The 25,032-nt window shown below is 72.1% G+C and carries 17 protein-coding genes; 6 read left to right on the forward strand and 11 right to left on the reverse strand.

The features are described 5' to 3' along the window. The 4 genes from AB7U92_RS03445 to AB7U92_RS03460 form a co-directional block, all read right to left on the reverse strand. The coding region (locus tag AB7U92_RS03445; protein ID WP_428574766.1) for an ABC transporter substrate-binding protein at window positions 1-988 on the reverse strand (988 nt) is incomplete at its 3' end. 29 nt (window positions 989-1,017) lie between these two features. Continuing rightward, complete coding sequence (locus AB7U92_RS03450) at window positions 1,018-2,244, reverse strand: FAD-dependent monooxygenase (RefSeq protein WP_428574768.1); 1,227 nt, start codon at window positions 2,242-2,244, stop codon at window positions 1,018-1,020. Between the two features lie 7 nt (window positions 2,245-2,251). Continuing rightward, a complete protein-coding gene (locus AB7U92_RS03455; RefSeq protein ID WP_428574770.1) occupies window positions 2,252-2,698 on the reverse strand; it encodes a VOC family protein in 447 nt (148 codons plus the stop codon). A 19-nt stretch (window positions 2,699-2,717) separates the two neighbouring features. After that, complete coding sequence (locus AB7U92_RS03460; RefSeq protein ID WP_428574772.1) at window positions 2,718-3,395, reverse strand: TetR/AcrR family transcriptional regulator; 678 nt, start codon at window positions 3,393-3,395, stop codon at window positions 2,718-2,720. An 82-nt stretch (window positions 3,396-3,477) separates the two neighbouring features. Between AB7U92_RS03460 and AB7U92_RS03465 the strand changes: the two genes are divergently transcribed. From AB7U92_RS03465 to AB7U92_RS03475, 3 genes are read left to right on the forward strand one after another with little or no spacing between them, the layout of a single operon-like run. Beyond that, window positions 3,478-4,341, forward strand: coding sequence for an FAD binding domain-containing protein (locus AB7U92_RS03465; protein ID WP_428574774.1), 864 nt, complete (start codon window positions 3,478-3,480; stop codon window positions 4,339-4,341). After that, window positions 4,338-4,865 (forward strand): (2Fe-2S)-binding protein, encoded by a 528-nt coding sequence (locus AB7U92_RS03470; protein ID WP_428574776.1) that lies wholly within the window; start codon window positions 4,338-4,340, stop codon window positions 4,863-4,865. The genes AB7U92_RS03465 and AB7U92_RS03470 overlap by 4 nt, the downstream gene beginning before the upstream one ends. After that, window positions 4,862-7,276, forward strand: a complete 2,415-nt coding sequence (locus tag AB7U92_RS03475) for a xanthine dehydrogenase family protein molybdopterin-binding subunit (RefSeq protein ID WP_428574778.1) — start codon at window positions 4,862-4,864, stop codon at window positions 7,274-7,276. The genes AB7U92_RS03470 and AB7U92_RS03475 overlap by 4 nt, the downstream gene beginning before the upstream one ends. On the opposite strand, the gene AB7U92_RS03480 is transcribed toward AB7U92_RS03475, so the two are convergent. Then, window positions 7,273-7,758: a VOC family protein gene (locus tag AB7U92_RS03480; protein WP_428574780.1), complete on the reverse strand. Its 486-nt coding sequence runs from the start codon at window positions 7,756-7,758 to the stop codon at window positions 7,273-7,275. The two genes, AB7U92_RS03475 and AB7U92_RS03480, sit on opposite strands and share 4 nt — an antisense overlap. 156 nt (window positions 7,759-7,914) lie before the next feature. On the opposite strand from AB7U92_RS03480, the gene AB7U92_RS03485 reads away from it, so the two are divergent. From AB7U92_RS03485 to AB7U92_RS03495, 3 genes are read left to right on the forward strand one after another with little or no spacing between them, the layout of a single operon-like run. Beyond that, entirely contained in the window at window positions 7,915-9,567 is a 1,653-nt protein-coding gene (locus tag AB7U92_RS03485; RefSeq protein ID WP_428574782.1) for a phosphoethanolamine transferase, read from the forward strand. Window positions 9,568-9,623: 56 nt separating this feature from the next. Beyond that, a complete protein-coding gene (locus tag AB7U92_RS03490) occupies window positions 9,624-10,610 on the forward strand; it encodes an NADPH:quinone reductase (protein WP_428574784.1) in 987 nt (328 codons plus the stop codon). 17 nt (window positions 10,611-10,627) lie between these two features. Beyond that, window positions 10,628-11,698, forward strand: a complete 1,071-nt coding sequence (locus AB7U92_RS03495) for a 3-deoxy-7-phosphoheptulonate synthase (protein WP_428574786.1) — start codon at window positions 10,628-10,630, stop codon at window positions 11,696-11,698. Window positions 11,699-11,701: 3 nt separating this feature from the next. On the opposite strand, the gene AB7U92_RS03500 is transcribed toward AB7U92_RS03495, so the two are convergent. From AB7U92_RS03500 to AB7U92_RS03525, 6 genes are all read right to left on the reverse strand, one after another. Continuing rightward, on the reverse strand, window positions 11,702-12,784 hold the full coding sequence (locus AB7U92_RS03500; RefSeq protein ID WP_428574788.1) for a M12 family metallopeptidase: 1,083 nt from the start codon (window positions 12,782-12,784) through the stop codon (window positions 11,702-11,704). A 13-nt stretch (window positions 12,785-12,797) separates the two neighbouring features. Further along, window positions 12,798-17,342 (reverse strand): WD40/YVTN/BNR-like repeat-containing protein, encoded by a 4,545-nt coding sequence (locus tag AB7U92_RS03505; RefSeq protein WP_428574790.1) that lies wholly within the window; start codon window positions 17,340-17,342, stop codon window positions 12,798-12,800. Then, on the reverse strand, window positions 17,339-21,340 hold the full coding sequence (locus tag AB7U92_RS03510; protein WP_428574792.1) for a hypothetical protein: 4,002 nt from the start codon (window positions 21,338-21,340) through the stop codon (window positions 17,339-17,341). The genes AB7U92_RS03505 and AB7U92_RS03510 overlap by 4 nt, the downstream gene beginning before the upstream one ends. Then, entirely contained in the window at window positions 21,337-22,365 is a 1,029-nt protein-coding gene (locus AB7U92_RS03515; RefSeq protein ID WP_428574794.1) for a hypothetical protein, read from the reverse strand. The genes AB7U92_RS03510 and AB7U92_RS03515 overlap by 4 nt, the downstream gene beginning before the upstream one ends. Next, window positions 22,362-24,386 carry a hypothetical protein gene (locus AB7U92_RS03520; protein ID WP_428574796.1) on the reverse strand — a complete coding sequence of 675 codons (2,025 nt, stop codon included), beginning with the start codon at window positions 24,384-24,386 and terminating at the stop codon, window positions 22,362-22,364. The genes AB7U92_RS03515 and AB7U92_RS03520 overlap by 4 nt, the downstream gene beginning before the upstream one ends. Beyond that, on the reverse strand, window positions 24,386-25,032 hold a 647-nt coding region (locus tag AB7U92_RS03525), incomplete at its 5' end, for a hypothetical protein (RefSeq protein ID WP_428574798.1). The genes AB7U92_RS03520 and AB7U92_RS03525, both read right to left, overlap by 1 nt.

Genomic DNA, 25,032 nt, shown 5'->3' on the forward strand with positions numbered 1-25,032 from the left:
CCTGCAGCACCGAGCGGATGCCGGCATAGCCGAGCGCACCGTAGTCGGACGGCACCGAGCCGCCGTAGGCCTTGCGGAACGCGTCGTTGAACTTCTTCGCGCTGGGGATCTTGTCCTCCATGCCCCAGTAGTAGCTGGTGCCACCGAGGATGCCCTCGAAGGCGTCGGCGCCGCCGGCCAGGCGCGCCGTGTACAGCAGCACCGGCGCGATGATCTTGGTGGTCTGCTTGATGCCGAAGTCGGTGGCCTGCTTTGCGGAGTTCACCAGGTCGCGGCCGAAGTTGCACAGCACCAGGATGTCCGGCTTGAGCGCCTGGATGCGCGGCAGGAAGGCCGAGTAGTCGGCCGTGCCCAGCGGATGGCGGATGTCGGCCAGCGTCTGCATGCCGAAGGCCTGCCCGGCGCGCTGGAAGCCGCGCACCATCTCGTGGCCGTAGGCGTAGTCGGCAGTGAGGTAGACCACCCGCTTGCCGAACTTCGGGAAGGCGTAGCGGCCCACCGCGCCGGCGGTGAGGTGCGGATTGAGCGCCTCGTGGAAGGTGTACAGGCTCCAGTCCTTGGCCTCGTTGATGGTGTCGGACTGGCTGATCGAGTTGTAGAGCACCTTGCGTTCGCGCGTCACGGCGTTGATCGACAACTGCGTGGCCGCCGACAGCGAGCCGACGACGAAGTTGACCTTGTCCTTCTCGATCAGCTCCAGGGTGCGCGTGGCGGCCTCGCCCGGGTTGAGCTTGGTGTCGCGCACCAGCAGTTCGCACTGCATGCCCTTGTGGCCGCCGGCGGCGTTCCACTCCTTCACGGCCAGTTCGGCGGCGCGCACCTGGTCCTGCGCCTCGGCGCTGAAGGCGCCGGTCAGCGGCACCGGGAAGCCGATCTTGATCGCGCCGGCCTGGGCGCGGGCGATGTTGAACAGCGCCGGGGCGGTGGCCATGGCGGTGCCGGCCATCACGATGCGGCGGCGGCGGAGGTTCGCGGGGTTCTGGCTCATGGGCTTGTCTCCTGGCTGGGGTGGATGGATCAGGCTCTGGCGGCCCGTGGTGTCGATTCCTCGGTGTCGAACAGCGACGGGTCGATCGCGGTCTGGCGCATCACCTCGTCGGCGCTGCGCTGCACGGCGGCGCCACGCTGTTGTGCTTCCATGTAGGCGCCGAGCCGGCGGGCGCGCTGAACCACGCCCACGCACACCGGCTGGCGCAGCTGCGCGTAGCGGCGCAGCGCGGCGGGCGAGGCGCCGAGTTCGGCGATGCAGCGCGTCAGCACCATCGCGTCGTCGCCGGCCTTGGCCACGCCCATGCCGACATGCGGCCGCGCCACGTAAGCTGCATCGCCGAGCAGCGCCACGCGGCCGAAGGCGATGTTGGCCGACACGAGGTCGTAGATCGGCTGCAGGAAGGGAACCGCCGTCTTCTCGGCGATCTCGGCGAACTGCGGGGCCAGCTTGTCGCGCGCGGCCTGGCGCATCGCCGCGATGTGGCGCCAAGACACCTGCTGCGGCGCAATGCCGTCGGGATAGTGCACGCCATCGGCGTCGGTGAGCATGCCGGCCAGCTCGGCGCCGGGCGCCACTGGCCGGTACCAGACGAAGTTCCAGCGCCGCTGGCCGCGCGCCACGCTGTCGTCGGCGCCGGCCACCGGGTAGCCGATCATCTGCTCGCCCTCGGGCAGGCCGAAGCCGAAGTGATCGAACAGCGTCTCGCGCGTGCGGCGCGACAGGCTCGCCTCGTCGCACACGCCGCGCCAGGCGATGTAGCCGGCGTACTGAGGCTGCACCGCCGGTGCGAGCTGCGCGCGGATCGTCGAGCGGATGCCGTCGGCGGCCACCAGCAGGTCGGCCGCGAGCGATTCGCCGCCGGCCAGGCGAACACGCACGCCGGCCTCGGTCTGTTCGACGCCGGCCACCGCCGCGCCGAGGCGGTGGTTCGCCGCCGGCAGCGCGGCGCGCAGCAGCGCGTAGAGCCGGCCCCAGGAGGTGAGCACCTGCGGATGCTCCCAGCGGCATTCGGCCTCGCCGCGTGCATCGAGCACCACGCGCGATTGCACCGGCACGCCCAGTGTCTCGTCGACCACCGCGCCGCACTGGCGCAGCGCCTCGCGCAGGCTCTCGTGGGTGACGATGCCGGCGCCGCGGCCTTCCAGAGAGCGCGGGGAGCGCTCCAGCACGGTCACGTCGTGCCCCGCGCGCAGCAGCGCATTGGCGGCCATCAGGCCGCCGAGCGATCCGCCGCTGACGAGGATGCGCGCCATCGCGTGGTCAGCCGCCGAGTGCGGCCTTCTCGGCCGCCGGGAAGTTGAGCTCGACCACGATGCCGTTCGGGTCGTCGATGAACACCTGGTGCAACCCGAGCACGGGCACGGTGCGCTCGCGGCCCTCGATGCCGTTGGCCTTCAGTCGCTCCAGCGTCTCCTTCAGGCCGGTGGCGAAGAAGGCCACGTGATCGACCGCACCGCTGCCGGCGAGGCTGGTCTCGTCGCGGTCGCCGAGGTACTTCTTCAGGCCCTCGGGGTCGTTGCGGTCGATGCCGATGATGTGCACCGCGGCGTTGTCGTAGCGATCCGTCTCGCCGGCATAGAGCCACAGGCCGGGGAAGGGGAAGGGCGGGCGCGGGCCCTTCTTCAGCCCGAGCAGCCCGCAGTAGAAGCGCTCGCAGGCGTCGAGGTCGACGGTGCGGATCGAGAAGTGGTTCAGCGAGATGCCCATGGGCTGGCTCCTTCCGTGCTCAGCGCCGCGGCGCCGGCACGAACTCGTGCACCTGCGCGAGGTAGCCGCGGATGCGGTCGCGGATGAAGGTGTCGATCAGCGCCGGGTCGCCCTCGCCGCTGAAGTGCTGCTGGTAGATGAGCGGCCAGATGCCGAGCTGGTAGATCAGCGCGCCGTGCAGCCCCATCAGCGCGGCCTCCTCGCGCGGCGTGGCCTTGGCACGCGAGCGGCTGCCGGCGTGGCGGCGCGACTCGCGGATCAGCCGCGGGAACAGCTTCTCGCGCACCAGCGCGAAGTAGCGGGTCGGTATCAGCCCGTCGGACAGGCCCGAGTGCACCAGCGTGCGCAGCCACTCGGGCGTGAGGATGGCCGGCAGGTACTCGCGGTAGAAGGCGTGCAGCTTGTCCTCGACGCCGATCGCCGGGTCGTCGAGCAGCGTCTCCCACTTCGGATCCCAGCGGCCGGCGATGGTCTCCTCGTAGACGCGCTCGATCAGCTGCCGCTTGGTCGGGAAGTAGTGGTACAGGAGCGTGTGCGCGATGCCGAGCTCGGCGGCGAGCTCGCGCATCTGTGCATCGAGCCCGCGGCGCGCGAAGAACTCCACCGCCCCTTCGATGATCTGCCGCTCGCGTTCGCGCGCGTCGAGCCGGCGCCGCGCGGGCGCGGCGTCCTTCCGGGTTTCTTCGGTATTGACCATCTGCTCAACTCGGCTGAAATTGTTGAGCGGGTGGTCAACAACGCCCAATCCCGACAAACCCTAGCGAGGCGAGCCCGACCCGATGAAATCGCCGGCCTTCGACTACATCCGCGCCGAATCGCCGCAGCATGCCTTCGAGCTGCTCGCGCAACACGGCGACGACGCGCGCGTGATCGCCGGCGGCCAGACGCTGCTGGCCACGCTGAACATGCGGCTCTCGCAGCCCGCGCTGCTGGTGGACATCGCCGGCTTCGACGCCTGGCGCGGCATCGCGGTGGAAGGCGCCACGCTGCGCATCGGCGCGCTGACGCGGCACAGCGAGGTCGAGGCCTCGCCGCTCGTCGCGCAGCATGCGCCGCTGCTCGCGCAGGCCGCGCCGCACATCGGGCACCGCGCGATCCGCAACCTCGGCACCTTCGGCGGCGCACTCGCCTATGCCGACCCGGCGGCCGAATGGCCGGCCTGCGCGGTGGCGCTGGATGCCACGCTGGTGATCGCCGGTGCGAAGGGCGAGCGGCGCGTGAAGGCGGCAGACTTCTTCCAGGGCCTGTACACCACGGCGATGCAGCCGGGCGAATTGCTCAAGGCTTGCGAGATCCCGGTGACGGCGGAAGGCGTGCGCCAGGACTTCAGCGAACTGTCGCGTCGCCATGGCGACTATGCAGTGGCCGGCCTCGCCGCGCGCGCCGAGGTGAAGGGGCGCACGCTGAGTGATCTGCGTCTCGTGTTCCTCAGCCTCGGTGACCGACCGGTGCGCGCGGTGAAGGCGGAGGCCGCATTGCAGAGTGGTGCCGTCGACGCAGCGCGGCTGGACGGCGCCGATGCCGCGCTGCGCGCCGAGCTCGATCCGTTCGAGGACCTGACCCACTCGGTGGCCGCGAAGAAGCAGCTCGCCGCCACGCTGATGCGCCGTGCGGTGGCGCGACTGATCGAGGAGACACGATGAAGACGCCCACCGATGCCCCGACCCGCCGCGTGCGCGTGACGGTCAACGGCACGCCGCTGGTGCGCGAGGTCGAGTGCCGCAAGCACCTGGTCGACTTCCTGCGCGAGGACTGCGGGATGAAGGGCTCGCACCTGGGTTGCGAGCACGGCGTGTGCGGCGCCTGCACGGTGAAGCTGGACGGCCAGATCGTGCGCGGCTGCCTGGTGTTGGCGGCGCAGGCCGACGGCCACCGCGTCGACACCGTCGAGACGCTGACGCCCGGCAAGCGCCTGAAGGCGCTCCAGGATGCCTTCGTCGAGCACAACGCGCTGCAGTGCGGCTACTGCACGCCGGGCATGCTGATGGCGGCGCTGGAACTGGTCGAGCAGCAGCCCGATGCGCAGCGCGAGCAGGTGCGCGAGTGGATGAGCGGCAACTACTGCCGCTGCACCGGCTACCACGCCATCGTCGACGCGGTGTGCGCGGTGCTCGAGCAGCAGAAGGCCGGTCGCTTCGTGGACGAGCCGCTGGAGGCCCGCGCATGAACCATCCCACCGAGATCCCGACCCGCCGCGACCTCGGCGCCGACCTGCCGGCCGTCACCGAGGATCAGCGCCACATCGGCGTGGCGATCCCGCGCGAGGGCGTGCGCCGGCTGACGCAGGGCCGCGGCCAGTACATCGACGACATCGAGTTGCCGCGCCTGGCCCACGTGGTGTTCTGGCGCTCGCCGGTGGCGCACATGCGCATCACGCGCATCGAGCGTGCGGCGGCGCAGGCGCACCCGGGCGTGATCGCCGTGGTGGTGGGCGCGGAGATCGCCGAGATCTGCAAGCCCTGGGTGGCCACGCTGGCGCACCTGGCCGGCATCAAGAGCGCACCCCAGTACCCGATGGCGCTCGACCGCGCCACCTGGCATGGCGAGCCGGTGGTGGCGATCGTCGCCGAGACGCGCGCGATCGCCGAGGATGCACTCGCGCTGCTGGAAGTGGAATGGGAGACGCTGCCCGCCGTGCTCGACACCGAGACCGCGCTCGACCCGGCCACGCCGTTGATCCACCCGGAGCTGGGCGACAACCTGTGCTTTGCGCGCTCGCTCGACACCGGCGGTGTCGACGAAGCCTTCGCGCGGCCCGATGCCGTCGTCTTCGAGGAGACCTACCACTTCGGCCGCCATACCGGGGTGACGCTGGAACCGCGCTGCCAGATCGCCGACTGGAACCCCGGCGACCAGAAGCTCACGGTCTACCACTCGTTCCAGGCCCCGCACATGATGCAGGACCTGTACTGCCGGCAGTTCGAACTGCAGGAGTCGCAGGTGCGGGTGATCTGCCGCGACGTCGGCGGCAGCTTCGGCATCAAGGTGCACGCCTATCCGGACGACTTCGCCACCGTGGCCTTGTCGATCCTGCTGCAGCGGCCGGTGAAGTTCGTTGCCGACCGGCTGGAGAGCTTCGTCTCCGACATCCACGCCCGCGAGCACCGCATCCACGGCCGCATCGCCGCCACGAAGAGCGGCGAAATCCTCGCCTTCGAGATCGACGACCTCACCGGCATCGGCCCCTTCTCGATGTTCCCGCGCACCAGCGGCATCGAGGGCAACCAGGTCGTCAACCTGACCGGCGGGCCCTACAAGCACAAGGCCTATCGCGCCAAGCTGCAGGTGGTGTTCCAGAACAAGGTACCCACCTGCCAGTACCGCGGCGTGGGCCACCCGATCGCCTGCGCGATCACCGAGGCGCTGGTCGATGGCGTGGCGGCCAAGCTCGGCGCCGACCCGCTGCTGTTACGCCAGGCCAACGTCATTCCCGACGACGCCTACCCGGCCACCGGCGCTTCCGGCATCAAGCTGGAAGTGCTGTCTCATGAGGCCTGCCTGCGCGAAGCCAAGCGGGTGTGCGACTACGACGCGCTGCGCGCCGAGCAGGCCGAGCTGAGGAAGCGCGGCATCTACCGCGGCATCGGCATCGCCGCGCTGATCGAGCTGACCAACCCGAGCGCGGCCTTCTACGGCGTGGGCGGTGCGCGCATCGCCAGCCAGGACGGCGCCACGCTGCGCCTGGAGCCCACCGGCGTGCTGACGGTGAGCAGCAGCGTCGGCGAGCAGGGCCAGGGCGCCGAGGCGGTGTTCGCGCAGATCGCCGCCGATGCGGTGGGCGTCTCCATCGACCGCGTGCGCGTGGTCACCGGCGACACCGACACCACGCCCTACGGCGGCGGCACCTGGGCCTCGCGCGGCGCCGGCATCGGCGGTGAGGCGGTGCTGCAGGCCGGCCGCGTGCTGCGCGAGAACATCCTGGCGGTCGCCGAGGCGATCCTGAAGCGCGACCGGCAGGAACTGAAGGTCTACCGCGGTGCCGTCGTCGATGCGCGCACGAACGAGCGCGTGCTCGAGCTTGCCGAGCTCGGCCGCATCGCCTACTTCCGCAGCGATACGCTGCCCAAGGAGTTCACGCCCGAGCTGATGGTCACGCGCCACTACGCGCAGCGCGACTACCCGTTCATCTTCACCAACGGCGTGCAGGTGAGCCACGTCGAGGTCGATGTCGACACCGGGTTCGTGAAGCTGCTCAAGCACTGGGCGGTGGAGGACTGCGGCCGCGTGATCAACCCGATGCTGGTCGACGAGCAGATGCGCGGTGCGATCGTGCAGGGGATCGGTGGCGCGCTGTTCGAGGAGTGCCTGTACAGCGACGACGGCACGCTGAAGAACGGCAACATGGCCGATTACCTGGTGCCGATGGCTGGCGAGATGCCGGACATCGTCGTCTCGCACGTGCAGTCGCCCACGCGCAGCTCGCAGCTCGGGGCCAAGGGCGCGGGCGAGGCCGGCACGGCGGGCGCGCCGGCCGCGGTGATGAACGCGATCAACGACGCGCTGGCGCCGTTCAGTGCGCGCGTCGCCTCGCAGCCGATCACGCCGGAGAAGATCCTGCGTGCACTCAAGAAGATCTAGTGTCCGCAGTCGGGCGACGGCGGCAGCGCCGCCAGGTTCGCCTGCATCTGCTCGGGCGTCAGGTCCTGCACGTGCGTGGCCACCGACCAGCGGTGGCCGAACGGATCGGTCAGCTGGCCGTAGCGGTCGCCCCAGAACATGTCCTGGGGCGGCATCGTGATGGTCGCGCCGGCGCGCTCGGCCTGCGCCATCGTCGCGTCGACGTCGGTCACGTAGAGGTGGAGGGTCACGGGCGAGCCCTTCAGCGCCTTCGGGTCGAGTGCGCCCATCTGCGGAAAGGCGTCGACCAGCATCAATGCCGAGTCGCCGATGCGCACCATCGCGTGCATCAGCTTGCCGTCGGGGGTGGGCAGGCGGCCGGCCTCGACGGCGCCGAAGGCGGCCCGGTAGAAGTCGATCGCCGCGGCGGCGCCGTCACAGACGAGGTGCGGTGTCAGCGAGTGCATGTCGGCGGGGATGGGGCGGACGGTGGGTGCGGCCATGGGGTTCTCCGGATGGGGTGACGGGGGACTGCCATTCCACGACGAACGGCGCGCCGAAAGCTCGACGAATTGGCATCCAGCCCCGGGGAAACACCAAGCCGGGGACCGGAGGGCAGGGAGCCGCTGGCAGAATCCGCCGCCACATACCGTCACGTCATGACATCGTCGACCCAGCCGTTGCCCTCGCTGGAGCCGGGCCCCTGGCGGCTCGCCCAGGCCGCGCCGATCGCCCTGGTGCTCACGCTGGGCCTGTTCATCGTGCTGGGGCACGACGGCCGCCGCACGGTGCAGATGCTGGCGCTGACGCTGCCGCTGATTGTCTGGTCGGCCTGGCCGCTGCGCTCGGACTGGCTGCACCGCGTGCGCACGCTGTCGATCTGGTCGCTGGCCATGGCCTTCGTGCTCGATGGCGCGGTGCGCCACTATCTCTGGGCCCACTACCAGGCTGCGCCGGACAGCAGCATGGTGCTCGGCGCGCTGGCCAATTCGCGTGCGCAGGAGAGCAGCGAATACCTGCGCACCAACGCGCCGGGCGTGCTGTGGCGCCTGCTTCCGGCGCTCGTGGCCGCCGCCGTGCTGGCCTGGGCGCTGGGCCGCGCGCCGCGCTGGCCGCGGGCTGCTTCCGCTTGGCGCCCGCCGCGCCGGCTGGTGCTGGCCGTGCTCGCGGCCGTGCTGCTCGTGGCTGGCGTGGCCCACGCCAGCAAACCCTGGCGGCGCATGCACCCGGCGGTGTTCTGGTCGCAGTGGTGGGACTCGGCGCAGCAGTTGCGGGCCGGCTGGGCGCAGCAGCTGCGGCTGCGCGAGCGCACGCTGGCGCAGGCGCGTGAGCAGGCGCCGACGCTGGCCTTCGGCGGCCCGGCCACGGTGATGCTGGTGGTCGGCGAGAGCGTCAACCGCGACAACCTCGGGCTGTACGGCTATCCGCGTGACACCACGCCGCGGCTGGCCGCCGACCGTGCGCGCCTCGGCGAGCAGTTCGCGGTGCTGCGCCACGCCTGGTCGGCCGATGCGAGCACGTTGCCCGCGCTGCACAACCTGTTCCGGTTCGGGCAGGGCGAGCGCAGCGACGCGCCGCACCTGATCGCGCTCGCCCGCGCGGCCGGCTACAAGGTCTGGTGGATCGGCAACCAGGACGACATGGCGCTCGAGGCGCTGCATGCCGGCCTGTCGGACCAGGTCGAGATGATCAACCGCCGCCCCGGCCGCGGTGGCGACACGCTCGATGGCGAGTTGCTCGACGAGGTCGGCCGTGCGCTGGCCGATCCGTCGCCGCGCAAGCTGCTGGTGGTCCACCTGATGGGCGCGCATCCTCACTACGCCCTGCGTTGCCCACCGGGCGCGAATCCGTTCGAGAACGCCGACGACGCGGTCGACCGGCAACTGCAGGCCGCCGGCCGTTCGGCCTGGACGCGAGAAGCGCGCAACGACTACGACGCTGCGCTGCGCTACCACGACTCCGTGCTGTCGGATCTGCTGAAGTCACTGCGCGAAGCCGCGCCTGCGGGCGGCCGGGCCGCCTGGATGTACTTCTCCGACCACGGCCAGGAAGTCGGCCACGAGCTCGACCGTGCCGGCCACAGTGCCACCACGGCGTCGGGCTATCGGATCCCGGCGCTGATCTGGCGCAGCGAGCTCATCGACGCCGCCACGGCCACGCGGCCTTTCCGCGCCGACTGGGCGGCCTGGACGGTGGCCGATCTGCTCGGCCTGCAGTGGGCCGGCCGCGACGATTCGCGCAACGTCCTCAGCGGGGAGTACCGCTGGCAGGCGCCCCGCCTGGGCGTGGCGGTGGCGCACTTCGACCGCTGAGCGAACCGGTCTCGCGCTGCCGCAGAATCGCGGCTCCGATCGCCGCAGGAGCCGTCATGCAAGCTGCCTTCTACGAACGCACCGGGCCTGCCGCCGAGGTGCTCACCCTCGCCGCATTGCCCGATCCCGTGCCCGGGCCGGGCGAGGTGCGCGTGCGCCTTCGCTGGTCTGGCGTCAACCCGTCGGACGTGAAGAGCCGTGCCGGCCTGCGCAGCAAGCAGCTCGCCTTCCCGCGCATCGTGCCGCACAGCGACGGCATGGGCGTGATCGAGTCGGTGGGTGAGGGCGTCGACGCCAAGCGCATCGGCGAGCGCGTGTGGATCTGGAACGGCGCCTGGGGTCGCGCGAACGGCACAGCGGCGCAGTTCATCGTGCTGCCCGCGCGGCAGGCCGTGGCGCTGCCGGCCGGCGTTCCCGACGAGGCGGGTGCCTGCCTCGGCATCCCGGCGCTGACCGCGCTGCACGCGGTGCGGATGGCCGGTGGCGTAGACGGGCGCAGCGTGCTGGTGGCCGGCGGCGCCGGCGCGGTGGGCCACTATGCGGTGCAGTTCGCGCGGCTGCTCGGCGCGCGCCAGGTGATCGCCACCGTCAGCAGCGAGGAGAAGGCGCAGATCGCGCGCGAGGCGGGTGCACACCTGGCGATCGACTACCGCCGCGAGGACGTCGCCGAGCGCGTGCGCGAAGCCACGGACGGCCGCGGCGTCGATCGCGTGATCGAAGTCGACATCGCCGCCAACCGGCTCGTTGACCTCGAACTGCTGCGCCCCGGCGGCGACCTCGTCGTCTACGGCAGCGGCCAGGGCGAGTTCTCGCTGCCCTTCTTCCCGCTGATCTTGAAGAACCTGAACCTGCGCTTCTTCATCGTCTACAACCTCGCCGACGACGACCGCACACAGGCCGAAGCCGTGCTCGCCGACTGCCTGTCGCGCGGCGTGCTGCAGCACCGCATCGCGCAGCGCCTGCCGCTCGCGCAGATCGTGCAGGCGCACGAGCTCGTCGAGAGCGGCCGCGCGATCGGCAACGTCGTGATCGAACTTCCCTGAAGCTGCATTTGCCCCGCATGAAGACCCTCGACACCACCCGCATCGACGACGTGCGCATCGGCGCCGTGCGCCCGCTGATCAACCCCGCGCTGCTGCAGGAGCGCGTGCCGCTGCAGGACGACACGCTGGCACTGGTGGAGGCCAGCCGCGCGCAGATCGCCGACGTGCTGCACGGCCGCAGCGACCGGCTGGTGGTCGTGGTCGGCCCCTGCTCGATCCACGATCACGACCAGGCGCTCGAATACGGCCACCGCCTCAAGTCCGTGGCCGAGGAACTGCAGGACGATCTGCTGATCGTGATGCGCGCCTACTTCGAGAAGCCGCGCACCACGGTGGGCTGGAAGGGCTACATCAACGACCCACACCTCGACGGCAGCTTCGCCATCAACGAGGGCCTGGAGCGTGCCCGACGGCTGCTGCTCGATCTCACCACGCTGGGCCTGCCGCTGGGCACCGAGTTCCTCGACCTGCTCAGCCCGCAGTACATCTCCGACCTCGTCAGCTGGGGCGCGATCGGCGCGCGCACCACCGAGAGCCAGAGCCACCGCCAGCTCGCCTCGGGCCTGAGCTGCCCGGTCGGCTTCAAGAACGGCACCGATGGCAGCCTCAAGGTGGCGGCCGACGCCATCCTCGCCGCCCGCGCGCCGCACGCCTTCATGGGCATGACCAAGATGGGCGTCGCGGCGATCTTCGAGACCCGCGGCAACCACGACTGCCACGTCATCCTGCGCGGCGGCAAGGCGCCGAACTACGACGCGGCCCACGTCGGACAGGCCTGCGAGACGCTGCGCGCCGCCGGCCTGCGCGAGCAGGTGATGATCGACGTCTCGCACGCCAACAGCAGCAAGCAGCACCGCCGCCAGATCGAGGTGGCCGCCGACGTGGCCGCGCAGGTCGCCGCCGGCGACCGCCGCATCACCGGCGTGATGATCGAGAGCCACCTCGAGGAAGGCCGGCAGGACCTCGTGCCCGGCGTGCCGCTCAGGCACGGGGTGTCGATCACCGACGCCTGCATCTCCTTCGCGCAGACGGTGCCAGTGCTGCAGGGGCTGGCGCGCGCGGTGGCGGCGCGGCGCAAAGCGCAGTAATCGCTAGGCGCGCTTCTTCACGCCCACCGAGTAGCTCCCCGTGGCGTGCGCCGTCTTGTGGCGCACCGTCAGCCAGTAGTCGCCCGGCTGTAGCTTGCGCACGATGCGTGCGTTCGTGCCCTTGCCGCGGTCGTCGTCCCAGGCCAGCACGGCGCCGCGGTCGCCCGGGCCGTGCAGCGCCAGCACGGTGTCGGTCGGGCCTTCGGTGCTCATGATCAACGTGGCCGCGGTGGCCACGCTGAAGTGGTATTCGTCGACCTCGCCGGCGGTGGCCAGATCGGCGCTGACACGTTGGCCGGGCACGAGCTCGGTCATCGCCGGCGTCGCCTTTGGGTACTGGCGGCGCATGAACTCGATGTCGGTGGGCGAGAACTCGGTGTTCCAGCCGATCGCGAAGGAGCCCACGGTCAGCGAATCGGGCACCGCATACTGCATGATCGAGCTCGGGTCGAAGGCGCTGTGGTTGGTGCTGTCTTCCTCGTAGACCTGGAAGATGTTGAAGTCCACGTCGTCCTTGTTCCAGCCCTGCTGCGCGTAGTAGGCGTACACCTTGGGCTTGTCCCAGGGGATCTTGCCCAGCGCCGCTGGGTTCTGGTGCTCGTGGATCATGCCCAGCGCATGGCCGAATTCGTGGCGCACCACGCGCTGGTACTCGCGCAGCGGCGTGTCGGTCTCCAGCCAGCCGTAGTTCATCGTCGGCTTGCCCGGTGCCACGGTCAGCGCATCGGTGCCCACGGTCGACCACGAGAAGCCTTCCTCCGCGAAGCTGATGCGGATCTGCGCCGTACCGCTGGTCACGAAGTGCAGCCGCAGGTTGGCGAGTTGCTCCCACTCCTTCGCGATCGCCTCCACCTTGGCCTGCACCGCCGGCTTGCCGTCGAGAAAGCGCACCTTGATCAGGCGCCCGTTCTCCCACAGCTTCATGCGTTCCACCGCGGCACGCGTGCGCCCGGGGACGCCGCGCATCGGCGTGATGCGCACGTTGCCCACCCGCTCGTGCGAGGCGGCTTCGTCGCTCGAACTGCGTCCGGCCTGGCCGGTGAGGCCGGGCACGAAGGGCGAGCAGATCTTGCAGATGGGGCGCATGGGTGGCTTCTCCTCAAGGCCAGTTGCGGATCATGTCATCGAGCACGCGGTAGATGGGCTCGGCGCCGAGCGCATCGGGCACGTTCTGCCACACGGCCACGAACTCGGCGTTGTCGCTCTTGCGCTGCAGGAACGCGGCCTCCGACATCACCGAGCCGACGAAGGCCGAGCCGCTGGACGCATGGCCGACCTTGGCGGCCAGGTCGGTGAAGCCGAAGCTGGCACGGTTGGGCAGGCCGGAGAGCCAGGCCGCGCCGCCTTCGAACATCGTCCGCATGGCGGCGCTGCTGGCGGCGTCGGCGAGCTGGCCGCGGTGCATGTGGGTGAGCAGGCTGGCCATCGCCAGCGCCGTCATCGCCGCCGACGAACCGCCTGCCCGCGGCGGCCGGCCGCCGCGCGTGGACACCGGCACGTGGAAGTCGCGCCAGTTGCCGTAGTCGGTGGCCATCCACAGGCCGGTGCCGGTCGTGGTGTCGAGGAAGCCGCCCGCCTCCAGCGTGCGGTTGACGAGGCTGTAGCCGAGCCGGCGCATGCTGCGCCCCGGGGTGGTGTTCTGGCTCTGGTTGGCGAAGATCTCGGTCAGGTCGTCGCGATGGGCGGTGGACAGGGCCACGCGGAACTGCCCGCCGCCGCTGGCGGTGGCGGCAAGCAGTTCGCTGAACTTGACCTTGCGCCAGTCGCCCTTCGGGATGCGGCCGACGGCGCGCTCGACGGCAGGGCCGAACGTGCTCTGTACGGCGGCGATGAACTTGCGCGCGCTGGTGGCCGTCAGCGCCGGCGCCAGCTCGTTGACCTGCTTGACCAGCTCGAAGCTCGTGTACAGCAGCACCAGCTTGAGCAGGCTGGCCGAGAAGAACATGTCGGACTCGTGCACGCCGGCGTAGTCCAGCGGCCCCGCGGGCGTGAGCCGCGCCACCAGCAGCGCGGCGCCGTCCAGCCGCGTCCGGTTGTCCGGCGTCAGCGTGGCGCGCACCGCGGCGATTGCCGCTGCCAGCCGTGTGTTCTGCGTGGCGCTGGCGCGCAGTTCCTGGGCGTAGGCGACGGTCGGGAACGGGTCGCGTACCGCCGCGGCGTCGATACGCTCGCCGTCGATGGCCAGCGAGCGGGCCGCGACCTGGGCCCGGTCGAGCACCAATGTGCGCAGCGGCGCCGGCGCAAGCGCCATGTCGCTGCCGTGGCGGATCACCGCGACGAGTAGCACGACCCGATGCCTCGGCAGCGTGGACAGATCGAGCTCGAAGCTCGCCATACCCGGGTGCAGCGGGTCTAGCGTCTGCCCGGCCAGCGTCTGGCGCGCTCCGACCAGGGTCCAGCCGGCGCCGAACGGCTGCGCGGTGGTGCCGCCCGCGGAGTTCAGCACCTCGTTGATGGCGCTCGTCCACGGAACGTCGCCGGCCGGCCAGGTGCTGGCATCGTCGAAGCGCGAGGTGGGCGGTGTCTGCGGATCGATCCAGCTCAGCAGCGCCACGCGCACTCCGGTGCCATCCAGTGGCGCGAGCCCGCGGTGCTGCACCAGCACCTCGACGCGGCTCGGCCCGGCCGGCAGCGTGCACGAGGCGGCACCGGCCGTGCCTTCCTCCAGCGCCGCGCTGAACTCCATCAGGTCGGCACTGCCCGGCCGCTCGCTGCCCCAGGCCTCGGCGGTGGCGAAGGGCGCGACCATGCTGAGATCCCAGTACGGCCTGTCGATCCGCACCGTCTGCGGCGCGATGGTGGGAGCCGCCAGGCTGCGCAGCACCTCGTTGAAGGCCGCGTCCCACTGGCCGGTGGCGCGCACGCGCGGGTCGCCGGTGCGTGCGCGCAGCGCGCACTGGAAGCGGCGCAGTTGTTCGGCGTCGATGGCCGGCGGCGCGCCCTGTGCCCACGGCAGCGAGGCGGGCAGCGGCACGGCCAGCGCGGCGCGGCGGGGGCGGATGTCGGGGCTGGCGTGCCAGGAGCGCTCGGTCGTGCCGTCGCGGCCGAGCAGCGAGGCACTGGCGCGGTGGCGCAGGTCGTCCTCGTGCACCCGCAGGTAGGCAAGGTCGGCCACGTCGGCCGTGTCCAGGCGCAGCTCCCACACCCCGCGCGAGGCGATGCCGGCGCGCAGCAGGCGCAGGCCGTCGCGGCTGTAGAGCGCGAGGTCTTCCACCGCCGCCTCGGGCAGGCCGTTCACGCGAGCGCTCCAGGTCCAGGTCGGTGCGTCGGGGTCGGCGAGGTTGCGCTGGCCCTTCCACACGCCGATCGTCGTGCCGACCCAGACTTCGTCAGGGAAATCCGGGTCGCAGGTGATGGACGTCACCGGTGCCGGCACGCCGTCGCGCCGCAGCCCGGTGGCGAACCAGCGCTCGGTGCCGTCGAACCACCACAGCGTGTCGACCTCCGCGTCGTCGGTGTGGCCGATGGTGCCGAGGTAAAGCGCGCCGCGCGTGCCGCGCGCGCTGCCCGGCGCGTCGAGATTGACGGCGATGTCGGTCCAGACCTCGGCCTTGCGGATCGGGCCGTTGGCCTTTGTCGTGTCCTTCTTGTTCTTGACGCCGCGCTCGAGCACCGTCTCCGTCGTCCAGGTTCCGGGCCCGGCGGCGTTGTCGGTGCCGGCGGTGCGCGCGTAGCGCTTCAGGCGCCCTTCGCCGAGCACCCAGGCCACCTCGCTGCCCTGCCAGCGGCAGACGGTGATCTTCTCGCCGAAGCCGTCGTGGTCGAGGTTACCGGCCGGCGGCGGCGTGCCGCCGGGCAGCGTGACCCAGCTGGCGCCGAAGTCCTCCGTGTACCAGACGCGTGAGGTGCCGACGATCAGCTGGGTGAGCGTCTGCTGCCCCGCCGGTGCGCCGGGGCGCTGCTTGGCCACCAGCGCCGGCGTCGAATAGAAGGCGCAGTGGTCGTCGCGCTCGGCCGCGGTCAGCGGCAGAGCGAGGCTGCCGGGGAACGACGCCCAGTTGCCGCGGAAGAACTGGCGCAGGTAGCGCGTCGGCTGGGTCGGGTCGAACGCCACGCCGCCGCCGTCGCCATTGCCTTCGTGGAACCACACGGCGCCGGAGCGGCGTCGGATCACGCCGTTGTCCTGCAGGCCCGCTACCACCAGGCCCTCGCACACCGGGTGACAGGCGATGTAGTTCGATTCGACGACAGCGAGGCCGTCGTTCATCGCCGCGAAGCCGACCTGGCTGTCGAGCCGGTCGCTGCGGAACACGCCGCCGTCGCAGGCCGCCCACAGCCGGCTGCCGCCGTTGCTGAAGACGAGGTCGTGCACGTCGGCATGCACGCCGGCGCCGATCATGCGGCTGGGCGTGGCGGGCAGCCCGAACACCAGCGCGCCGCCGCCGTTGTCGGCCACGTCGGCGATGACGATCCCGCCGTCGTTGGTGTTGCCGCTGGCCTTGAGCGCCTGGCCGCTCGGCGTGGTGGCCGGGAAGGTCGCGCCGCCGACCACCACTCGATCGCCCTGCGTGGGGTGCACTGCCAGCGCGATGTCGTAGAAGCCCTGGCTGCCGAGCACGTCGGGCACACCGGTGACGTTGCGAGCCGTCGGCGTCGCCGCGCTTGCGCAAGCGATGCGGAACAGGCGCGGCACGCCGCTGCCGTCGCGCTTGCCGTGGTCGTTGAAGAGGTAGATCTGGTCCGGCGCGGCCAGCGCGTTGGCGAGCGCGAAGGTGGCGCGCCCGGTCACCGCCTCGCCGAGCGCCGCCGCCGCGGGCGACTTCGTCGTCAGGATGCGCTGGAACGCAGCGGTACCGTCGCGCACCCACAGGCCCGACGAGTTGCCGCCCTGCACCCACACCCACAGGCGCTGCGGCCGCGCGCCGTCGCCGGCGGTCCACAGCACGTCGGCGCACTTGGTCTCGAGCGTGTCGAAGGGCGCGGCGGCCAGGCGCTGCCAGCTGCCGCCGCCCTGGCGCTCGAACAGGCCGGCGGTGGTGGCCGCCACCACGCCGCTGCCGCCCGGCTCCAGCGCGATGCGGCAGATGCCGTGGCCGAGCAGCACGTCGGCCTCGCGGGTCCAGGGGTCGTCGGCGGCCGACGCAGCCGGCGCCACCGCGCGCAGGATGCCGATGCCGCCGAGCGAGTGGCCGGGCTGCGCGTCGCGGCCGTGGGTGGTCTCGCCGGTGCCGACGTAGACGACCTCGCCACCGGCTGCATTCCAGTCGACCGCGATGGCGCCGCAGGCGTTGCGCTGCGCCGGCCGGTTGATCGAGCCCGGCGAGGGCGTGGCCGCCAGCCCGCCGAGCGATCGCCAGTGCAGCCCGCCGTCGGCCGAGTGCCAGACACCGCCATTGGCGCTGGCCGCATAGAGGCGCTGGCCGTCCGGATGCACCGCCAGCATGTTGACGCGGCCGGCCACGTGCGCGCCGCCCACCACCTGCCCGTCGATCACGGTGTGGGGCCCCAGCGGCTGCCACAGGTGCGTGCGGCCGCTGGCCGGCGCGCGCAGCACGCCCGGAGTGGGCTGCGGCCCTCGGCGGGCGATGCGGCGCGCGCCTTCGGCGTCGAACTCGACGCGGTGGCGCTGCAGGAAGTCGCCGCGGCCACCGGGATCGTCGCCGCCCTCGCCGCCACCGCCGGGTGGCCAGTCGTACAGGCTCACGAGCCACTCTCCTCGGGCCGGGTGGGCGCCACGCGGATCCAGCCTTCGCGGAACTCCGCCGGGCTGTCGGGCAGCAGCGCGGTCTGCGTGGCGGCGAGAATGGCGTCGGTGCGCCAGCTCGCCGGCGTGTCGCGCCACAGGAAGTTCTGGTCCTTGCCGAACACCGACACCTTGGGCAGCCGCACCTGCCCTTCGGCGGCGAGATCGGTCTCCACCAGCACGGGGCCGGTGCGCAGCGACGGCGCGATCGCCGCGAGGCCGGGGCCGACCCAGTCGCGCGCCAGCGCCAGCGCCTTGCGCGGCAGCAGGCCGGAGGTGAGCGTGGCCTTGCCGGCCGGGTGCATGAAGATCGTCAGCGTCACCGTCTGGCCGAGGTGGAGCATCAGCGTGTCGGCGTCGTCGGTGCCGGCGATGTACGGGTGCTCGATGGCGCTGGCCGGGGGCAGCCCGGCCGACTGGCCGAATACGCCGAGCTGCCCGCGGCTGCGGCCGGTCTGGGGCGCGGTGGCAGCGATCGCCTTGTCGACGAGGCGGAAGCGCGAGTAGTCGTCGTCGACGAAGAAGCCGAGCACGCCGTCGTCGCTGCGCGTGAGCTCGCCGATGCGCACCGGGAAGGCGTGACGCGCGGCGTCCTGCTCGGCCTGCGCCCATTCGGCGGCGCGCGCCGGGTCGGAGAGATCGACGTCCAGCGGCGGCCGCAGTTCCAGCCGCAGCTGCGCACGCACCACCGCGATCGGCCGGCCCACCAGTCCGGCGACGTGTTCGCTGCCCAGCGAGGCGAAGCTGTCCACCGTCCACAACGTGGTGTCGATGGCGCGCAGCAGCGCAGTCAGCGCGCTCTCGTGATCGCCATCCTCGCCACCGGCCGGTGCGCCCGAGCGGGCGGCAGCATCGGCCGCCACCAGCGCGGCGGCGAAGTCGGCCAGCGGCTTCTGCGCGGGTGCCAGGCCGTGGTGCGGGCCGGCGTCGGCCGGGCCCTCGCGGCCGGCGGCGATCTCCCACATCACGCCGCCACTGACCGGCTCGTGCGCCAGCTCTCCGATCGGCGAGCCGTCGACGCCGAAGACCTCGAGGCTTTCGTCGAGGTGGTCGGGCATCACGAAGCCGGCCACCGGGTTGACCTGCAGCGCCGCCTCGATCTGGTCGACACGCCCCTCGGTGCCCTCCGCGCCCACCGGCGTGGCCGCATCGACGAGGCGGAACAGCCAGCGCGCCGGGCGCAGCAGGCGCGGGCGCAGCAACAGCGCCCCGGGCCGCGCGGGCAGCGAGTTGCGCGTGGGCGTGACCACGCCGGTGATTGGCAGCTCCAGCGTGCGGCCGAAGGCGTCGAGCACGCGGGCGCGCTGCAGCGTTGCGCAACCGGCCAGCAGCAGGTACGGCGGCGTTGTCGGCGCGGGGTTGCTCACGCCCTCGGCGGCGCCGGGCCGATGCAGGCCGTCGCGCGCCGGCAGGCCGAGCAGCTGGGTGCGCAGGCCGTCGAGCGTGGCGGTCATCACGTCGAGGTGCTTCACCGCGGTGCCGAGCGTGCGGTAGGCGTCCTCGAGGTCCTCGTCGACCAGGCCGGCATCGTCCTCGTCGAGCGCATCCTCGGCGGCCAGCCAGTCGGTGATGGCGTCGTGCAGCGTCTTCGCGCCGCCGCTGGTCAGCTGCGCGCGGCCGCGCAGCGTGGCGGTGCCGCCGTCGAAGCTGGCCGTGGCGCCGTCGAGATCCACCGCGCCGAGCTGCCAGGCCTTCAGCGTGGCCGGGTCCAGCCCCTCGACCGCGATCTCCCATTCCAGCCACATCGGCACCCAGGGCTGCGCCCAGGTGGTCACGCCGACGAGATCGGGGTCCGCACCCTTGTAGAGCGAGAAGCGGCGCAGCTCGTCGGCCACCAGCGCCTGCTGCTCGTGCGCCCCGGGCCGCAGCGGCTGCGCGGCGGCGCGTGCACGGCGCGATGGCGCGCCGGCGAGCACGGGGTCGAGCACGGCGGTGGTGCCGTCGTAGCGGCCGTCGCGGCCGAAGCGCAGCACCGACTCGGCCTTCAGCCGCGTCAGCAGCGCGGTGCGGCCGCTGCCCGGCGGTGCCAATACCGCAGCGATCCACTCGTCGTGGTAGGGGTCGTGCAGCAGCGCTTCGCGCGCGAGCGTGAGCACCTCCGAGGGCACCGAGCCGTTGCCCAGCGAGCGGATGAAGCGGTCCTTTGCGACCACGCCGTCGACCTCGGCGATCACGTGCGTCGGCCAGCGGCAGGTGAGCTTGCCGTCGGCCGAGCCGCGGCCGTCGCCGCCATGGCGCAGGCTGCGGCCGACGCCGCGCAGCGCCAGCATCGGCTCGGTGGGGAAGGTGAAGCGCGGCGCCGGCCGGTCGACCACGCGCGCCTCGGTGGGCGCAAGCACCTCGCCGACGCGCGAGCGCGCCAGGTCGTTGATCAGCGCTTCGGTGGCCTTGATCAGGTTGGGCTTGCCCGTCGTTGCAAAGTGGGTCTCGGCCTTCGCCGCCGGTGCCTGCGCGCCGAGCACGCCTTTCGCGGCTTTGGTCTGCGCGGCGATGCCGAGGTTCTGCGCGCGCGTGCGCCCCAGGCCCAGGCCGCCGACGCCGCCGGTCTGCACGCGCTGCAGGTAGCGGTCGGTGCCCGCGGAACCGGCGGGCAGCGACGCGAAGGCGACGCCATGTTCATGTTCTTCGAGTTCCACCGCGCCGTCGGCCGAGCCGAGGCGGTTGACCTTCTGCGCGGTGAAGGCCGTGAGCAGCCGCTCGGTGGCGCGGCGCTGCTCGGGCGTGGCCTGCGCGGCGGCGAAGCCGGCGATCAGGTCGTCGTCGTGCAGACCGAGCGCGATGCCGACGCTGGCGGCCGCAGGCCGCCGGTCGATCGTCGCCGCGCCCTGCACCGGCACGCCGTAGATCGCACCATGCAGCAGCGACGAGCGCAGCTGCCAGGCCGGCGCCACGAAGCGCTCGATCGCGTCGCTGGCAAACGCCGACACCGCCACGCGCTCCTGCTTCACGAGGAAGGTCTTGTCGATCGGCACGAAGGCGCTGGCCGGCGCTGCGGCTCGCGCGGCACGCGCCTTGGCCATCACCGGCGGGCGCGGCTCCGACCAGCGGTCGGTGCTGGTCAGGCCCAGCGCCTTGCGCAGGTCAGCCTGCGCCTGGGCCTGCTGGCGCGCCCAGGCCTCGTCGCCCCATTCGTAGAGCAGCCGCCAGCGCAGCCGCTCGAGCATCTCGTGCAGGCTGTCGTTGCTGCGCGCCTTGTCGAGCGGGTCGAGCGCCGGATCGCTCCACCAGCCGGCAATCAGGTAGCTGGCGCAGTCCTCGTCCACGCCCTGCGGCGCGATCGTCTTCAGCTCGCCCAGCGGGTCGTGGAAGGCGAAGCGGTTGAGCACCGCGTCGTACACGCCCGACCAGCTCACCGCGCCGCCCACCGTGCCGGTGAGCTGCTCGCGGCGCAGTTCCTCGCCGGCCGGCGTGGCCGAAGTCGAGGCGGCGCCGCCTTCCTGCCATTGGTCCAGCGGCACGGCCACGGCGCGGTCGGCCTCCAGCACCCAGCCGGTGAGCACCGGCTCGGCTGCGCCGCGCGGCAGCAGCAGGCGCAGCACCACCCAGCGGTCGGGCAGCGGCGGCAGGGCAAGGCGGTTGGCGCTGCCGTCGCCGGCCGACCGGAACGAACCGCGCAGCAGCGCATCGGGCATGGCCCAGTGCAGGTGCACGCCGGCCTCGCGCGGCGCGCCTTCGTCGAAGGGGTCGGGCAGGCCGTCCTCGATGTTTTCGATGCGTTCACCGCCGACATGCGCCACCAGCATCGGCAGCCGCACCATCTTCTCGGTGCTGCCCGGCGGCACATAGAGGGCCTGCACGTCGATCGGCACCAGCAGCCGATGCTCGCGAAGAAGGTGCTTGTCCCAGGTGGCGATCTCGCGCAGGTCGAGCCCGGCGCGGTCGGCGGCGAGGAAACGCTTGCTGCGCAGTGCCTGCTGCAAGGCGGCGGCGTCCATCGGGGCACGCGACTTGGTGCTCATGGCTGCACCTTGCCGAGTTTCGTCGCCACGGTGCTCTTCCAGTCGGCCAGAGCGACGGTCGCCTTGAAGCGGTCGAGTGCGTAGAACTTCGAGCCCTCGGTGTCCTGCGGGTCGCCGAACACCTGGCGGTAGGGGAAGCGCAGCATCTGCAGCGCGTACTCGTTGGGCTCCAGCGTGCCGCCGCTGTTCGGCGCCTTGGCGGCCAGCCGCGCGCGCAGCGCGGCGATGTTGATCACGCCCGTCGCGCCTGGGCGGAAGGGCACCTCGACCGAGTTGGCCGGGGTGAAGTCGTCCAGCGGCGGCACGCTGTCGCCGGTGTTGCAGTCGCGCACCTTCACCTTGGCGCGGCGCGCGTTCGGCGGGTCTTCCGGGTCGAGCCGCGCGCCGAACTGGATGCCCTGGCGCGGCTCCTCGATGTGAACCACCGCCGGCACGCCGTCGAACAGCACCAGCATCACCGCCGGCGCGAGGCGCTCCATGCGCAGCACCTTCATGCGGCTGGGGTCGGACTCGGCCGCAGTGGTCAGCGCATCGTCGGCGACCACGTCGCGCGAATAGGCCCGCACGTGCAGGTTGGGCCAGCCCGACACCGCGCGCGAGCGCAGCAGGAAGCCGGTGATCGTGCCGCTGCCGGCCTTCAGCAGGTCCTCGTCGCGAGGCTGGCGGATCGTGCGCTCGGCCTCGTCGACCTCGGCGCGGATGTGCGGGTACACCGCCTCGAGCTGCGTGCGGTCGGCGCTGCTGATGGTGCCCACGCTGAGCGCGCCCTGCACCAGCGCATCGGACCAGGCGCGGTCGAGGTAGAAGAAGCGGATCGACTCCACCGGCAGCAGTTCGGCGTCGGGCACGAGGTAGCTGAAGGGCACGCCGTGCAGCAGGCGCAGCCGGGCGAGGAAGCGGCGCAGTTCGCCGGGCACCACGTGCTCGCCGTCGTCGGGGTCGCGGTCGGTGACGAGGTCGGCGTAGTTCTGCGCCGCATTCACCGCGGCCTGGAGGGCGATTTCGGCATTGACGATGGACTTCATGGCTGGGCCTCCTCGTCGTCGTCCGGCGGCGCGTGCGCGATCAGCTCGTCGAGCGCGTCGCGCTGGGGCCGGGCCTGTGCGCCGCGCACGCCGGGCCGCGTGACCACCGTGGGCTTGGACGGCACCGCCACCGCCAGCGTGCGCTGCAGCTCGCCCTGCAGCGCGGCGCGCAGCGCAGGCACCACTAGCTTCTCGTTCGGCGTTTCGCCGGGCTTCATCGCCAGCGGCACGGCCGTGGTCTGCAGCGCGGAGAGCACGCCCACCGAGTCGGCGCGCTTGCGCAACGCCGCGAGGTCGAAGCCGAGGCCGGCGGCCACCAGCCGGTCGAGATCGCCTTCCACGCGCAGCGGCCGGCCGGGGTCGGCCACCGGGCGCTGCGGGCCGATCATGCGGTCGGTGTTCTTCGCCACCACCGGCAGCACCTGCAACGCGACGAAGCGGCCCATGTCGATGCGCGCATCGCGCAGTTCGGCCAGCGAGGGGATGGCGAAGGGCATCAGCTCGGCGAGGATCTCGCGCACGCGGCCGGCGCCGAACTGCTCGGCGCGGAAGCGCAGCAACGCCGACACCACCGACAGCTGCGACAGCGCCATCAGCCGGCCGATCTCGAAGGCGGCAGCCAGCGAGAGATCCTCGCGGCCGTCGGGGATCACGCGGCGCAGCTGATCGGCGGAATGCGCCAGCGCCAGCGGCTCGTCCTTTGCGGTCGAGTCGCGCGGCGTCGGGAAGGGCACGCAGGGGCCGCGGTACCAGGCGCGCGTCGGATCGCCGCGGCGGGTGCGGTGGTCCAGGCCGATGTGGCCGGTCTGCACCACCTCGGGCGCGGCGTTCGCGGCCGGCGCGTTCGGCGCGCGTTCAGGCACGGTGCCGAGCAGGCCGACGTCGAGGTCCTGCATCAGCGTCTCGAAGGTGGCGCCCTCGTTGGTGGTGAACGACCAGTGCGCCAGCACCGGGAAACGCAGCACCTTCTCGATGGCGTACAGCTCGATCGGCAGGCGGAAGCCCTGCGCCATGGTGTCGCGCACCAGGCGCTTGGCGTCGGGGTCGAGCGCGACGGCCGCCACCTTCTGCGTGGCCGAGGTCCACTGCTTGCCGACGCTGGGTTGCTGCATCGCCGAGCTGCCATCGAGTGCCACGCCGATCTTCGCGCCGGCCGCGGTCTTGTTCAGCGCCGCAGCGGCCAGGCCCTCGGGCCGGGCCGAGGCGGGGCCGAGGGCGGCCGAAGGCAGCACCATGTCGCCCAGGCTCACGTTGCCCATCACGCGGGCATCGGGCGGGCTCGCGGCATTCACCGTGGCCAGCACCGACCAGTCCTGCGCCAGCACGAACTCGAAGCTCGGTACCGGCGGCAAGGGCGGCGGCAGCGCATCGAGCTGGCCTTCGAGGTTGACCAGGCAGGCCATGTAGCGCACCGGCTTCTTGGCCGCCTCGTCGAACACCGGCAGGCGGTTGGCCAGCACCACCGCCAGCCAGCCGTCGTCATCGCCATTGGCGAGTTCGGTGTCGTTGACGTCGACCTCGCGCACGTGCGCCAGCAGCGGCAGGTCGTCCTTGCAGGGGAAGACCTTCTTCACCACCGTCTCGGTGACGGCGAGGTACAGGCCCTGCTCGACGTCCTTGTCGTCGGGGTCGAGCAGCGCGGTGCCGGGCGTGACGCAGTCGCGCACCGGCGTGGCGGTGGACAGCGTGGCCTCGCCCTCGGCCACCACCACCAGCGCGAGCCAGGGCGTCTCCGATGTGGTCACCACGCCGGCCGGGTTGCGCTCCCAGGGCAGCGTGCGGCGCTTGAGCACGATCTGCGGCAGCCGGTCGCCGAAGGCGCCTTCCGCATTCGCCGGCGGGAAGCTGGAGAGGATCTGGTCGGTCGGCATCGTGTAGCGCGGCGCCGCCACCTGGATGTGCGTGGTCTCGGGCTCCACCTCGAAGGGCAGGCCGGTCTGCTCGGTGCGCAGCTCGTAGCGCCCCGCCGTGATCTTCGGCATCACGTTGGAGTGCAGGATGAAGTGGCCGGTCTGCGGCATCAGCGTCGTCCTCCGGGTTTGCGTTGCTTGCTGCGCGCCGCACGTGCCATGCGCCGCGCCAGCGAGACCACCGCCGCGCCGCCCTGCGCGCGCGCCTTGGCGGTGGCGCGCTCGTCGCTGCTGCGCGTCGGCGCCACCCAGGCCAGCCGGCTGGTGGCCGCGCCGGCCACGGGGTTGGCGACCGCGAAGGGCTGCATCGCCGCATCGAGCCCGCGCGACGAGAGCAGCGCCACCGCGCCGGTGGCATCGAGCTCGGCGGTGGCCATCACGCCCACCAGCGACCACCCGGCCTCGCTGGCGATCGTCACCACCACTGGCCGGTCGCCGTCGGGCACGACGTCGTAGGCGAGCACGCTGCGGTTGTCCATCGCCAGCAGCACCGGCGCGCGCTCGCTGCCGGTGGCGTCGCGGGCGCGCACCGCGCCGTCCAGGCCGAGCAGCAGCTGCCGCGCGGCCACCGGGTCGCCGGCGGAGGCCGGGTCGTCGAGCGCGATCAGCACGGTGCGTGGCGTCATCGCAAAGGTGGTGGTCACGGTGCTGATGCCGCGCGCCAGCTCCGCACCGCCGACCCAGCCGGCCTCCAGGCGCTCGCCGTGCAGTTCGAGCCGCTCGCCCACCGCATGCACCACGCAGCCCGGGGCGACGG

It is taken from the genome of Piscinibacter sp. (assembly GCF_050175855.1).
GTDB lineage: Bacteria > Pseudomonadota > Gammaproteobacteria > Burkholderiales > Burkholderiaceae_C > Piscinibacter.

Bases quoted from the DNA above. Each gene is read 5' to 3' on its own strand.
- AB7U92_RS03490 (WP_428574784.1), top strand. From the start codon at position 9,624: ATGCAAGCTGCCTTCTACGAACGCACCGGGCCTGCCGCCGAGGTGCTC.
- AB7U92_RS03450 (WP_428574768.1), bottom strand. From the start codon at position 2,244: ATGGCGCGCATCCTCGTCAGCGGCGGATCGCTCGGCGGCCTGATGGCC.
- AB7U92_RS03470 (WP_428574776.1), top strand. From the start codon at position 4,338: ATGAAGACGCCCACCGATGCCCCGACCCGCCGCGTGCGCGTGACGGTC.
- AB7U92_RS03475 (WP_428574778.1), top strand. From the start codon at position 4,862: ATGAACCATCCCACCGAGATCCCGACCCGCCGCGACCTCGGCGCCGAC.
- AB7U92_RS03495 (WP_428574786.1), top strand. From the start codon at position 10,628: ATGAAGACCCTCGACACCACCCGCATCGACGACGTGCGCATCGGCGCC.
- AB7U92_RS03500 (WP_428574788.1), bottom strand. From the start codon at position 12,784: ATGCGCCCCATCTGCAAGATCTGCTCGCCCTTCGTGCCCGGCCTCACC.
- AB7U92_RS03465 (WP_428574774.1), top strand. From the start codon at position 3,478: ATGAAATCGCCGGCCTTCGACTACATCCGCGCCGAATCGCCGCAGCAT.
- AB7U92_RS03485 (WP_428574782.1), top strand. From the start codon at position 7,915: ATGACATCGTCGACCCAGCCGTTGCCCTCGCTGGAGCCGGGCCCCTGG.
- AB7U92_RS03455 (WP_428574770.1), bottom strand. From the start codon at position 2,698: ATGGGCATCTCGCTGAACCACTTCTCGATCCGCACCGTCGACCTCGAC.
- AB7U92_RS03460 (WP_428574772.1), bottom strand. From the start codon at position 3,395: ATGGTCAATACCGAAGAAACCCGGAAGGACGCCGCGCCCGCGCGGCGC.
- AB7U92_RS03480 (WP_428574780.1), bottom strand. From the start codon at position 7,758: ATGGCCGCACCCACCGTCCGCCCCATCCCCGCCGACATGCACTCGCTG.
- AB7U92_RS03515 (WP_428574794.1), bottom strand. From the start codon at position 22,365: ATGAAGTCCATCGTCAATGCCGAAATCGCCCTCCAGGCCGCGGTGAAT.
- AB7U92_RS03520 (WP_428574796.1), bottom strand. From the start codon at position 24,386: ATGCCGCAGACCGGCCACTTCATCCTGCACTCCAACGTGATGCCGAAG.
- AB7U92_RS03510 (WP_428574792.1), bottom strand. From the start codon at position 21,340: ATGAGCACCAAGTCGCGTGCCCCGATGGACGCCGCCGCCTTGCAGCAG.